10 protein-coding genes are annotated in these 12609 nt (G+C 71.8%); 9 read left to right on the forward strand and 1 reads right to left on the reverse strand.

Annotation, left to right across the window (positions count from 1 at the left end; all coding sequences use genetic code 11):
• Positions 1–159 precede the first annotated feature (159 nt).
• The 6 genes from kdpF to ACIQOE_RS19295 are packed head-to-tail and all read left to right on the forward strand — an operon-like array spanning position 160 to position 7949.
• Positions 160–249 (forward strand): K(+)-transporting ATPase subunit F, encoded by a 90-nt coding sequence (gene kdpF / locus ACIQOE_RS19270; protein ID WP_016434100.1) that lies wholly within the window; start codon positions 160–162, stop codon positions 247–249.
• Positions 250–256: 7 nt separating this feature from the next.
• A complete protein-coding gene (gene kdpA, locus ACIQOE_RS19275; RefSeq protein ID WP_401412579.1) occupies positions 257–1921 on the forward strand; it encodes a potassium-transporting ATPase subunit KdpA in 1665 nt (554 codons plus the stop codon).
• A gap of 29 nt (positions 1922–1950) precedes the next feature.
• Positions 1951–4050 (forward strand): potassium-transporting ATPase subunit KdpB, encoded by a 2100-nt coding sequence (kdpB, locus tag ACIQOE_RS19280; RefSeq protein WP_399009606.1) that lies wholly within the window; start codon positions 1951–1953, stop codon positions 4048–4050.
• Between the two features lie 5 nt (positions 4051–4055).
• A complete protein-coding gene (locus ACIQOE_RS19285; RefSeq protein WP_365577351.1) occupies positions 4056–4724 on the forward strand; it encodes a potassium-transporting ATPase subunit C in 669 nt (222 codons plus the stop codon).
• Positions 4724–5407: a response regulator transcription factor gene (locus tag ACIQOE_RS19290; protein WP_351328927.1), complete on the forward strand. Its 684-nt coding sequence runs from the start codon at positions 4724–4726 to the stop codon at positions 5405–5407. Before ACIQOE_RS19285 ends, ACIQOE_RS19290 begins: the two co-directional genes overlap by 1 nt.
• A gap of 1 nt (position 5408) precedes the next feature.
• Positions 5409–7949, forward strand: coding sequence for an ATP-binding protein (locus tag ACIQOE_RS19295; protein WP_401412582.1), 2541 nt, complete (start codon positions 5409–5411; stop codon positions 7947–7949).
• A 76-nt stretch (positions 7950–8025) separates the two neighbouring features.
• Here ACIQOE_RS19295 and ACIQOE_RS19300 read toward each other — a convergent pair whose 3' ends face one another.
• The gene (locus tag ACIQOE_RS19300) at positions 8026–8565 is read right to left on the reverse strand and encodes a universal stress protein (protein WP_401412584.1); all 540 of its coding nucleotides are present in this window, start codon (positions 8563–8565) and stop codon (positions 8026–8028) included.
• A gap of 299 nt (positions 8566–8864) precedes the next feature.
• Here ACIQOE_RS19300 and ACIQOE_RS19305 point away from each other — a divergent pair, with 299 nt between their 5' ends.
• From ACIQOE_RS19305 to ACIQOE_RS19315, 3 genes are all read left to right on the forward strand, one after another.
• Positions 8865–9212, forward strand: a complete 348-nt coding sequence (locus ACIQOE_RS19305) for an SAV_915 family protein (RefSeq protein WP_362649613.1) — start codon at positions 8865–8867, stop codon at positions 9210–9212.
• A 23-nt stretch (positions 9213–9235) separates the two neighbouring features.
• The gene (gene lysA / locus ACIQOE_RS19310; RefSeq protein ID WP_362649616.1) at positions 9236–10570 is read left to right on the forward strand and encodes a diaminopimelate decarboxylase; all 1335 of its coding nucleotides are present in this window, start codon (positions 9236–9238) and stop codon (positions 10568–10570) included.
• Between the two features lie 166 nt (positions 10571–10736).
• Positions 10737–12554: an amino acid permease gene (locus ACIQOE_RS19315; protein ID WP_401412587.1), complete on the forward strand. Its 1818-nt coding sequence runs from the start codon at positions 10737–10739 to the stop codon at positions 12552–12554.
• Positions 12555–12609 lie beyond the last annotated feature (55 nt).

Raw genomic sequence — 12609 nt, forward strand, 5'->3', positions numbered from 1 at the left:
AACGGTGGCCGAATCCGGCCGGAAAGACGCTTTCCTCTAACAGTCCGAGTCCGTTCCGCATCTCATCCAGGAGTTCACGATGGCCGATCTGGCCTTCGTCGTCACCGTGCTCGCGGCTTTCGCGCTGGTGGCCCTCGTCGCCAAGGGGGTGACCAAGCTGTGACCGCCGAGAACATCGTCGGCCTCGTCGTGGCCGTCGCCCTGCTGGGCTATCTCGTCCTCGCCCTGATCTTCCCGGAGAGGTTCTGAGACAGCCATGGGTCCCGCAACCGCCGCCGTGCTCCAGCTCGCCGCGCTCATAGGCGCGCTGGCGCTCTGCTACGTCCCCTTCGGCACCTACATGGCCAGGGTCTACTCCTCCGACACGCACTGGCGTGTCGAGAGGTGGATCTACAAGGGCATCGGCGCCGATCCCGACACCGAGATGCGCTGGCCCGCGTACCTGCGCGGTGTCCTCGCCTTCTCCTTCGTCGGCGTCCTCTTCCTCTACCTGCTGCAGCGGCTCCAGGGCGTCCTGCCCGGCTCGCTCGGCTTCTCCTCGGTCAACCCGGCGCAGTCCTTCAACACGGCCGTCTCCTTCGTGACGAACACGAACTGGCAGTCGTACTACGGCGAGCAGACCATGGGGCACGTCGTCCAGACCGTCGGCCTGGCCGTGCAGAACTTCGTCTCCGCGGCCGTCGGCATCGCCGTCGCCGTCGCGCTGGTGCGCGGGTTCGCGCGCTCGCGCACCGGCGAGATCGGCAACTTCTGGGCCGACCTGGTGCGCGGCACCGTCCGCGTCCTGGTCCCGGTCGCCGCCGTCGCCGCCGTGATCCTGGTCGCCTGCGGAGCCATCCAGAACTTCTCCGGCATCCACGAGGTCGGACAGTTCATGGGCGGTTCCCAGCAGTGGAACGGCGGGGCCGTGGCCTCGCAGGAGGCCATCAAGGAACTGGGCACCAACGGCGGCGGCTACTTCAACGCCAACTCCGCCCACCCCTTCGAGAACCCCACCCCCTTCACCAACCTCTTCGAGATCTTCCTGATCCTGCTGATCCCGTTCGCGCTGACCCGCACCTTCGGTGTGATGGTCGGCTCGGTCCGGCAGGGTTACGCCATCCTCGCGACCATGGGCGCCATCTGGCTCGGGTTCACCGCGCTGATGATGTGGACCGAGTTCGCCCACCACGGCCCGGCGCTCCAGGCCGCGGGCGGCGCGATGGAGGGCAAGGAGGTGCGCTTCGGCGTCGGCGGCTCGTCGATCTTCGCGGTGGCGACCACGCTGACCTCGACCGGCGCCGTGGACTCCTTCCACTCCTCGTTCACCGGCCTCGGCGGCGGCATCACCATGCTCGGCATGATGCTCGGCGAGATCGCGCCGGGCGGCACCGGCTCCGGTCTCTACGGCATCCTCGTCATGGCGATCATCGCGGTGTTCATCGCCGGTCTGATGGTCGGCCGGACCCCCGAGTACCTGGGCAAGAAGATCGGCTCCCGCGAGATCAAGCTGTCGGCGATCTACATCCTGATCACGCCGGCGCTGGTGCTCGTCTTCGCCGCGGTCTCCATGGCGCTGCCGACCCCGCCGCACTCCATGCTCAACCCGGGTGCGCACGGATTCTCCGAAGTGCTGTACGCCTTCACCTCGGCGGCCAACAACAACGGCTCGGCCTTCGCCGGCCTGAACGCGAACACCGACTGGTACAACACCATGACCGGACTCGCGATGCTGTTCGGCCGCTTCCTGCCGATGGTGTTCGTGCTGGCGCTGGCCGGCTCGCTCGCCGAGCAGCGGCCCGTCCCGGCCACGGCCGGCACCCTGCGCACCGAGAAGCCGCTCTTCACCGGCCTGCTCGTCGGCGCGATCCTGATCATCACCGGTCTGACCTACTTCCCGGCCCTGGCGCTGGGTCCGCTCGCCGAGGGGCTGGCGTCATGACCACCCGTACCCGGAAGTCAGAGGACTCCATGTCCACAGCCACCCCGACCCGGGCGCCGCACAGCGACGTCCCCACCGGGCACAAGCCCGCCGAAGGCCGCGTCGGCGCGGGCCTGTTCGACCCCAAGCAGCTGATCAGCTCGCTGCCCGAGGCCTGCCGCAAGCTCGACCCGCGGGTCATGGTCAAGTCGCCCGTGATGTTCGTGGTCTGGATCGGCTCGGTCCTGACCACCGTCTTCTCCTTCAAGGACCCGGGCGACTGGTTCGGCTGGACGATCAGCGCCTGGCTCTGGCTGACCGTGATCTTCGCGAACCTGGCGGAGGCGGTCGCCGAGGGCCGCGGCAAGGCCCAGGCCGACACCCTGCGCAAGGCCAAGACCGACACCGTCGCCCGCCGGCTCGCCGGGGACACCGAGGAGCGGGTGCCCGGCACCGAACTGCGGATCGGTGACCTGGTGGTCTGCGAGGCCGGCGACGTCATCCCCGGCGACGGCGACGTCGTCGAGGGCGTCGCGTCGGTCGACGAGTCGGCGATCACCGGCGAGTCCGCGCCGGTCATCCGCGAGTCCGGCGGTGACCGCAGCGCCGTGACCGGCGGAACCAAGGTGCTCTCCGACCGGATCGTCATCAAGATCACCACGAAGCCGGGCGAGACCTTCATCGACCGGATGATCAGCCTGGTCGAGGGCGCGGCCCGGCAGAAGACGCCCAACGAGATCGCGCTGAACATCCTGCTCGCCTCGCTGACGATCGTCTTCCTGCTGGCCGTCGCCACGCTGCCGCCGTTCGCGGACTACGCGGGCACCCACCTGACGATGATCGTGCTGGTCGCCCTGCTGGTCTGCCTCATCCCGACCACCATCGGCGCGCTGCTCTCCGCGATCGGCATCGCCGGCATGGACCGGCTGGTGCAGCGCAACGTGCTCGCCATGTCAGGGCGCGCGGTCGAGGCCGCCGGTGACGTCTCCACCCTGCTGCTCGACAAGACCGGCACCATCACCCTCGGCAACCGCCGGGCCGCCGAGTTCCTCGCGGTGCGCGGCGCGACCGAGGCCGAGGTCGCCGACGCCGCCCAGCTCTCGTCGCTGGCCGACGAGACGCCCGAGGGCCGCTCCGTCGTCGTCCTGGCGAAGGAGAAGTACGGGCTGCGCGAGCGCCACCAGGGCGAACTGGCGCAGGCCGACTGGATCGCCTTCACCGCCCAGACCCGGATGTCCGGCGTCGACGTCGACGGCAGGAAGATCCGCAAGGGCGCGGCCGGTTCGGTCATCGCCTGGGTCCGCGAGCGGGGCGGCACCGTCGCCGAGGACGCCGGCACCCTCGCCGACCGCATCTCCGAGGCCGGCGGCACCCCGCTCCTCGTCGCCGTCGAGGACACCGAGGGCGCCCGTGTCCTGGGTGTCGTCCACCTCAAGGACGTCGTCAAGGACGGCATGCGCGAGCGGTTCGAGGAACTGCGCCGCATGGGCATCAGGACCGTCATGATCACGGGTGACAACCCGCTGACCGCCAAGGCGATCGCCGACGAGGCGGGTGTCGACGACTTCCTCGCCGAGGCCACCCCCGAGGACAAGATGGCCCTCATCAAGCGGGAGCAGGCCGGCGGCAAGCTGGTCGCGATGACCGGTGACGGCACCAACGACGCCCCGGCCCTCGCGCAGGCGGACGTCGGCGTGGCGATGAACACCGGCACGTCGGCCGCGAAGGAGGCCGGCAACATGGTCGACCTCGACTCCAACCCGACCAAGCTCATCGAGATCGTCGAGATCGGCAAGCAGTTGCTGATCACCCGCGGCGCGCTGACCACGTTCTCCATCGCCAACGACGTCGCGAAGTACTTCGCGATCATCCCGGCCATGTTCGCCGTGGTCTACCCGGGCCTGGACAAGCTCAACATCATGCACCTGTCCTCGCCCAGCTCCGCGATCCTGTCCGCGGTCGTCTTCAACGCGCTCGTCATCATCGCGCTGGTGCCGCTCTCGCTGAAGGGCGTGCAGTACCGGCCGGTCAGCGCCGACAAGCTGCTCCGCCGCAACCTCGGGATCTACGGTCTCGGCGGCCTGATCGCGCCGTTCGTCGGCATCAAGATCATCGACATGATCATCTCCCTCATCCCCGGAATCGGCTGATCGCCATGAACAACTCCATCACCAACACGGCCCGGTTGCTCGGGGCGGGTCTGCGGGCGCTGCTCGTGCTGACCCTGGTCACCGGCGTCGTCTATCCACTGGTCGTCACCGGCGTGGCCCAGGCCGCCTTCCACGGCAAGGCGAACGGCTCCGAGATCACGTCGGACGGCAGGGTCGTCGGCTCGTCCCTCATCGGGCAGTCCTACGACCTGCCGCTGAAGAAGGGCCAGCAGACCCCGGACGCCGACCTGCGGTGGTTCCAGGGCCGCCCGGCCAACGGACTCGGGAGCAACAGCATCAACACCCGGTACAAGCTGATCCTTTCGGGGGCGACCAACCTCGCCGCCGACAACAAGGTGCTGATCCAGCAGGTGAAGGACGCCAAGGCCGCGGTCGTCAAGGACAACTCGGTGCCCGGGTACACGGTCAGGGCCTCCGAGATCCCGGCCGACGCGGTCACCTCCTCGGGCTCCGGCCTCGACCCGGACATCTCCCCGGCCTACGCCGGCCTCCAGGTCCACCGGGTCGCCGCGCGCAACCACCTCTCCGTCGGCCAGGTGGCGAAGCTGGTCGAGGACCACACCGAGGGCCGCGCCCTCGGCTTCATCGGGGAGCCCCGGGTGAACGTCCTCGAACTCAACATCGCGCTGAAGGAACTGACCAAGGGCAGCTGATGACCCGCGTGCTGGTCGTGGAAGACGACCCCCAGCTCGTACGGGCACTCGTGATCAACATGCAGGCACGCCGGTACGGAGTGGACGCGGCGCCCGACGGCGCCACGGCCCTCCGGCTGGCGGCCGCGCGTCAGCCGGACGTGGTGATGCTCGACCTCGGACTGCCCGACATGGACGGGGTCGACGTCATCAGGGCGCTGCGCGGCTGGACCCGGGTGCCGATCCTCGTGCTGTCGGCGCGGCAGGCCTCCGACGAGAAGGTCGCCGCGCTGGACGCGGGTGCCGACGACTACATCACCAAGCCGTTCAGCATGGACGAACTCCTCGCCCGGCTGCGGGCGGCGGTCCGCCGTACCGAGGACGTGCCGCTCGCCCCCGAGACCACCCTGGTGGAGACCGACGGCTTCACCATCGACCTGCGCGCCAAGAAGGCCGTACGGGCCGGTCACGACGTACGCCTGACCCCGACCGAGTGGCACCTGCTGGAGATCCTGGTCACCAACCCCGGCCGGCTCGTCACACAGAAGCACCTGCTGCACGAGGTGTGGGGAGTCTCGCAGGGCGGCAAGACCAACTACCTGCGGGTGTACATGGCGCAGCTCCGCCGCAAGCTGGAGGCGGATCCCGCGCACCCCCGGTATCTGATCACCGAGCCCGGCATGGGCTACCGCTTCGAAGGATGACATGGCACGCGGCAGGCTCCGGATCTACCTCGGCGCGGCACCCGGTGTGGGCAAGACCTACGCCATGCTCGCCGAGGCCCACCGCAGGATCGAACGCGGCACGGACTGCGTGGTCGCGTTCGTCGAGCACCACGGCCGGCCGCGCACCGAGGTGATGCTGCACGGCCTGGAGCAGATCCCGCGCCGGGAACTGGAGTACCGCGGCGCGGTGTTCACCGAGATGGACGTGGACGCCGTGCTCGCCCGCCGCCCCCAGGTCGCCCTGGTGGACGAGCTGCCGCACACCAACGTCCCCGGTTCGCGCAACGCCAAGCGCTGGCAGGACGTGGAGGAGCTGCTGGCGGCGGGGATCGACGTGGTCTCGACCGTCAACATCCAGCATCTGGAGTCCCTGGGTGATGTCGTGGAGTCCATCACGGGGGTGCGGCAGCGGGAGACGGTGCCGGACGAGGTGGTGCGGCGGGCGGACCAGATCGAGCTGGTCGACATGTCTCCCGAGGCGCTGCGGCGGCGTATGGCGCACGGGAACATCTACCAGTCGGACAAGGTGGACGCGGCGCTGTCGAACTACTTCCGGCCGGGCAATCTGACCGCTCTGCGGGAACTGGCGCTGCTGTGGGTCGCGGACCGTGTGGACGCGTATCTGAAGCAGTACCGCAGTGAGCACCGGGTGTCGGCGATCTGGGGTTCGCGGGAGCGGATCGTGGTCGGGCTGACCGGCGGTCCCGAGGGCCGGACGCTGATCCGGCGGGCGGCGCGGCTGGCGGAGAAGGGCGCGGGCGGCGAGGTGCTCGCCGTGTACGTGTCCCGCAGCGACGGTCTGACCTCGGCCTCGCCGAAGGAACTCGCCGTCCAGCGCACGCTGGTGGAGGATCTCGGCGGGACCTTCCATCAGGTGGTCGGTGAGGACGTCCCGGCGGCCCTCCTGGACTTCGCGCGCGGTGTCAACGCCACCCAGATCGTCCTCGGCGTCTCGCGCCGCAAGGCGTGGCAGTACGTGCTGGGGCCCGGCGTCGGCGCCACCGTCGCCCGCGAGTCGGGCCCCGACCTCGACGTCCACCTCATCACGCACGCCGAGGCCGGGAAGGGGCGGCTCCCGCTGGGACGCCCGGCACGGCTCGGCCGGTCCCGGATCATCTGGGGCTGGCTCGCCGGCGTCCTCGGACCCGTCCTGCTGACCTGGCTGCTGACCGGCCTGGCTCCCGAGGTGGGCCTGGCCAACGACATGCTGCTCTACCTCACCCTGACGGTCGCCGCGGCCCTGCTCGGCGGACTGCTCCCGGCGCTCACCTCGGCGCTCGTCGGCTCCCTGCTGCTCAACTGGTACTTCACCCCGCCCGTCCACACCCTCACCATCGCCGACCCCAAGAACATCGTCGCCATGGCGATCTTCTTCGGGGTCGCGGTGTCGGTGGCGTCCGTCGTGGACCTCGCCGCCCGGCGCACCCAGCAGGCGGCCCGGCTGCGCGCCGAGTCGGAGATCCTGTCCTTCCTCGCGGGCAGCGTGCTGCGCGGCGAGACCAGCCTGGAAGCGCTCCTGGAACGGGTCCGCGAGACCTTCGGCATGGAGTCGGTGGCCCTGCTGGAGAGGGCGGACGACGTGACGCCGTGGACCTGCGCCGGCAGTGTCGGGCCGCAGCCCTGCGGACGGCCGGAGAACGCCGACGTCGACATGCCGGTCGGCGACCGCATGACGCTCGCCCTGTCCGGACGGGTGCTGCCCGCGTCCGACCGGCGGGTGCTCGCCGCGTTCGCCGCGCAGGCCGTCGTCGTGCTCGACCGGCAGCGCCTCCAGCACGAGGCGGACCGGGCCAAGGAGCTGGCGGAGGGCAACCGGATCCGCACCGCGCTGCTGGCCGCCGTCAGCCACGACCTGCGCACCCCGCTCGCCGGGATCAAGGCGGCGGTGTCCTCGCTGCGTTCGGACGACGTCGAGTGGTCCGAGGAGGACCGGGCGGAGCTGCTGGAGGCCATAGAGGCGGGCGCCGACCGGCTCGACAACCTCGTGGGTAACCTCCTCGACATCACCCGGCTGCAGACCGGCACCGTCACCCCCATCGTCCGGGAGACCGACCTGGACGAGGTGGTGCCGATGGCCCTGGGCGGGGTCCCCGAGGACGGCGTCGAACTGGACATCCCGGAGACGCTGCCCATGGTCCACGTCGACAGGGGCCTCCTGGAGCGGGTGGTGGCCAACGTCGTCGAGAACGCGGTCAAGTACAGCCCGCCAAACACCCCCGTGCTGGTGAAGGCCAGTTCCCTCGCCGACCGGGTGGAGGTCCGGGTGGTGGACCGCGGGTCCGGCGTCCCGGACGAGGCCAAGCAGCGCATCTTCGAACCGTTCCAGCGGTACGGCGACTCGCCGCGCGGTGCCGGGGTCGGCCTCGGCCTGGCCGTGGCCCGCGGCTTCACCGAGGCGATGGGCGGCACGCTCACGGCCGAGGACACGCCGGGCGGCGGGCTCACCATGGTGCTGAGCCTGCCGTCGGCGCCGGGCCGCGAACCGGAGCGGCCGGCTCTCCCCACGGCCCTGACGTCGTGACGGCTCCCGGTCCGCTTCGATGCCGTGACGGCTCCCGATCGCTCTGCCGCCGTCACGGCTCCGGCGTTGTCGTGGCTCAGGACGACAACTGCCGTGTGCTCAGCGGCAGATGCCAGGCGCTGCGGCGGCGGGCGGCCGCGAGCGTCTCCTCCAGCGGGGACGGCGGTATCGCGAGGACCGGGCAGTGCGCGTGCGTCAGGCAGTAGCGGGTGACCCGGCCCGAGAAGGCCCGTTGCCAGCCGCGCCGGCCCGCGCCGACCACCAGGATGTCGTCGTCCCGGTCCGCCGTCTCCACCAGGGCCGCGCCCGGCGCGGCGCGGACGACGAGCCCGTGCAGCGGGACACCGGCCGGCGTCGCCTCCCCGAAGACCTCGCCGAGCACGACGAGCAGCCGTTCGCGGGCGAGCCGCTGCCACTCCCCGGTGAGCGCCGGCGGGGCGGGGGAGCGGCGGGCCGCCGACTCGCCGCCCGGCGGCTCCCAGGCCAGCACCGGCCACAGCTCGGCCTCCCGGTGCCTGGCCTCCGCCGCGGCCCGGTACAGGGCCGTGACGCTGCCCAGCGAACCGCTCACACCGACGACGACCCGACGGGACGCGCAGGTGTCGTATCGGGACATGTCCTCACCGTATTTCCGCAGCGGACCCCGGGCGTGTCCCGGGGCCGGACCGCCTCCATGACACCCCCGGAACCCGGCGCGGGCCAGCTCCGCCGCCTCTTCTTGGCACGCCTCTGACACCCGCGACCAGCACCGCGGGGCCCGCCGTCAGCGTCCCGTCAACGTCGCCGCGATCACCGTCAGCGTCCCGTCATGAAGCGTCGGATGAGGGCCGGGACCGGGCATAGCGTCATCAGCGAGCCCCGGTCCGCCTCCCCGCGTCCGGGGCACCCGTTCCTTCCTGTGGCAGGAGGCATCCCATGCCAGAACTCTTGTGCGGTGACGATCCGGAACCCTCCGATCGCTTCCCGGCCGGACCCCTGTTCGTACCGGTCCGGCCGGGACCCGCGGGGTGCGCGGCCCGGCTCTTCCGCACCCCGCTCGGCGAGCGCACGGCGGTCGGTTTCACCTCGGCCCGCGCCCTCGCCGCCACCCTCGGCCCCGGCCAGGCCTGGATCCGGCTCGCCGAACCCGCGCTGCGTGCCCTGACCGCACCGCTCGGCGTCACCACCGTCACGGTCGACCCCCAGCTGTCGGCGCCGGCCCCCACCCCGGTGGCGCCGCTCGCGCCGGTCGCCGTGTCCCTGCGGATCGCCCGAACCGCCTGAACCGTCTGAGAGGGGAGCGGTCGATGACCACCCTGCACGAACCCGTCCTCACCACCACGCCCGCCGATCTGTCGGTGTGGCCCGCCTCCACCACCGAACACCGGCCCGGCGACCTGGCCGTGGGCGGTGTCCCGCTCGCCGAGGTCGCCGACCGGTTCGGCACACCCGTCTACGTCCTGGACGAGGACGAGGTCCGCGAACGCTGCCGCACCTACCGGGACGCCTTCCCGGACGCCGAAGTCCTGTACGCGGCCAAGGCGTTCCTGTGCCGGGCCATGGTCCACTGGACCGCGGAGGAGGGCCTCGGCCTGGACGTCTGCTCGGCCGGCGAACTGGAACTCGCGGTCACCACCGGGTTCCCGCCGGAGCGGATCGTGCTGCACGGCAACGCCAAGTCCCCGCGCGACCTGGAGACCGCGCTGCGGCTCGGTGTCGGACGGATCGTGATCGACAGCCCCTCGGAGATCGCCCGGCTCGCCGCCGCCGTGGGACCCGGCGGGCACCAGAAGGTGATGGTCCGGGTGGTGCCGGGGATCAGCGCGGGCGGCCACGAGAAGATCCGCACCGGCACCGACGACCAGAAGTTCGGCCTGTCCATCGCCGACGGCTACGCCCAGCACGCCATCGCCCGGATACTGGACCAGCCGCAGCTCGAACTCACCGGTCTGCACTGCCACCTGGGCTCGCAGATCACCAGCGTCAAGCCCTACCTGGCCGCGGTGCGCCGGCTGGTCGGCCTGATGGCCCGGCTGCACGAGCAGCACGGCCTGGTCCTGCCCGAACTGGACCTCGGCGGCGGCCACGGCGTCGCCTACCGGCCCGGCGAGGCGGCCCTCGACCTGACCGCGCTGGCCCGCAGGGTGCGCGGCGAGCTGACCCAGGCGTGCGCGGCCGCCGGGCTGCCGGTGCCCCGCCTGATCATCGAGCCGGGCCGGGCCGTCGTGGGCCCGGCGGGGATCGCCGTGTACCGGGTCCTCGCCGTGAAGAAGACCGGCGAGCACACCTTCGTCGCCGTCGACGGCGGGATGAGCGACAACCCGCGTCCCGCGCTCTACGGCGTCCGGTACGCGCCCCGGCTCGTCGGCCGCGCGAGCGCCGCTCCGACGGCCCCGGTGACCGTCGTGGGGCGGCACTGCGAGGCCGGTGACGTGCTGGCCGCGGACGCCGGACTCCCCGCCGACCTGCGCCCCGGTGACCTGCTCGCGGTCCCGGTGGCCGGTGCCTACCACCTGTCCATGGCCTCCGGCTACAACCTGGTGGGCCGCCCGCCGGTCACCGCCGTCCGGGCCGGCCACGCCCGGCTGCTGGTCCGCCGCGAGTCCCTGGAGGACATCCGCCGCCGGGACGTCGGCCTCTGACCGGCCCGGCCCGCCCCGATACCCACCTCCGGGCGAGCGGCGGCCCGGCCCTCGCCCGGAGGTGTGCCACCTCAGCGGCCGCCCGTCCGGGCATTCCCCACGGGCGCACGGCCCCGGTCCGCAGGACACTGTTGCCGACCGTCCCACCGGCCGTGATGAGGTTCCGATGGCGTATGGCCTGGCACGTCGTGAACTGAGACCCAGGGTTCCGCTGCGTCCGGGCGAGGGCGACAAGCACGGCCTGACCAGCCTGCAGGGACTGGCCGCCCTCTCCCTGGACGCGCTCAGTTCGGTGGCGTACGGCCCCGAGGCGATCGTGCTGGCCCTGGTGGTCGCCGGCACCGGCGCGCTCACCGCGACCCTGCCCATCACCCTCGCGATCACCTTCCTGCTCGCCGCGCTCGTGGTCTCCTACGGCCAGGTCATCGCCGTTCACCCGGACGGCGGCGGCGCCTACGCCGTCGCCAAGGCGGATCTCGGCGGCACCGCGAGCCTGCTCGCCGCCGCCAGCCTGGTCGTCGACTACGTCCTCACCGTCGCCGTCAGCCTCGCGGCCGGCGCCGACGCGCTCGCCTCGGCCTTCCCCTCCCTCGGCCACGACAAGCTGCTCGTCTGCCTGATCGGCCTGGCCCTGCTGACCGCGGTGAACCTGCGGGGCATCGCCGAGAGCGCCCGGGTGCTGATGCTGCCGGCCCTGCTGTTCATCGTCTCGATCCTCGGCGTGATCCTGCTCGGCCTGCTGCGCTCGCACCCGGTCGCTCTGGTCGGCACCGACCGGCCGGTGCACGCGACCGAGGCGCTCGGCGCGCTGGTGGTCCTCAAGGCGTTCTCGTCCGGCTGCTCGGCCCTGACCGGCGTCGAGGCCATCGCCAACGCCGTCCCGACCTTCCGGCCGCCGAGCGTCCGGCGCGCCCAGCGCACCGAGCTGATGCTGGGCGCGCTGCTCGGCGTCATGCTCATCGGCCTGGCGGTCCTCATCCACCGCGACCACGTGGCCCCGCGCGACGGAGTGACCGTCCTCGCCCAGCTCACCGCGGGCGCCTACGGCACCGGCTGGCCCTACTACGTCACCAATCTCCTCGTCACCCTCGTCCTGGCGCTGGCCGCCAACACCAGCTTCGGCGGGCTGCCGGTGCTGATGAGCCTGCTCGCCCGCGACCACCGGCTGCCCCACCTCTTCGGCCTGCGCGCCGAACGCCCGGTCTACCGCTACGGCGTGGTCGCCCTCGCCCTGCTGGCAGCGCTGCTCCTGGTCGCCACCGACGCCGACACCCACCGGCTGCTGCCGCTCTTCGCCATCGGTGTCTTCATCGGCTTCACCCTCAGCCAGGCCGGTCTGGTCCGGCACTGGGCGACCCAGCGGCCCCCCGGCTGGAAGCGGCGGGCGCTGATCAACGGCACCGGCGCGGTGCTCACCACCCTCGCCGGGGTCATCCTGCTGCTCACCAAGTTCCTCGGCGGCGCCTGGGTGGTGGTGCTCGCCGTACCGCTGCTGATGCTGCTGTTCGCCCGCATCCAGCGCTACTACACCGCCGTCGGCAGGGAACTGGGTCTCGGCCGCACCCCGGACCCGCCGCCCCGGCACCTCGGCAGCCTGGTGATCGTGCCGATCGGCGAGGTCAGCAAGCTCGCCCGGCACGCCCTGGGCGCCGCCCTCGCCCTCGGCGACGAGGTGGTCGCGGTCGCCGTGCACGCCGATCCGGCCAGGGTCCGGGCGCTGGAGGAGGCCTGGGAGCGGTGGAATCCCGGGGTGCGCCTCGACATCGTCAACAGTCCGCACCGCTCGCTGGTGCAGCCGGTCGTCGACTACGTGCAGCGGGCGGCGGAGGGCGGCCGCCAGGTCGCCGTGCTCATCCCCGAGGTGGATCCCGTCCACCGCCGCTACGAGATCCTGCAGAACCAGCGCGGCCTGCTCCTGGCCACCGTCCTGCGGGCCCGCACCGACGTCGTGGTCTGCCTGCTCCCGTACCGCCTGAAGCTGTAGCCGCCCGTCTTGCCGGACCCCGGACGCCCCGCCTACAGTGCGCCTCGACATGTTC

The organism is Streptomyces sp. NPDC091282, assembly GCF_044757385.1.
In the GTDB taxonomy this organism is placed as follows: domain Bacteria; phylum Actinomycetota; class Actinomycetes; order Streptomycetales; family Streptomycetaceae; genus Streptomyces; species Streptomyces gramineus.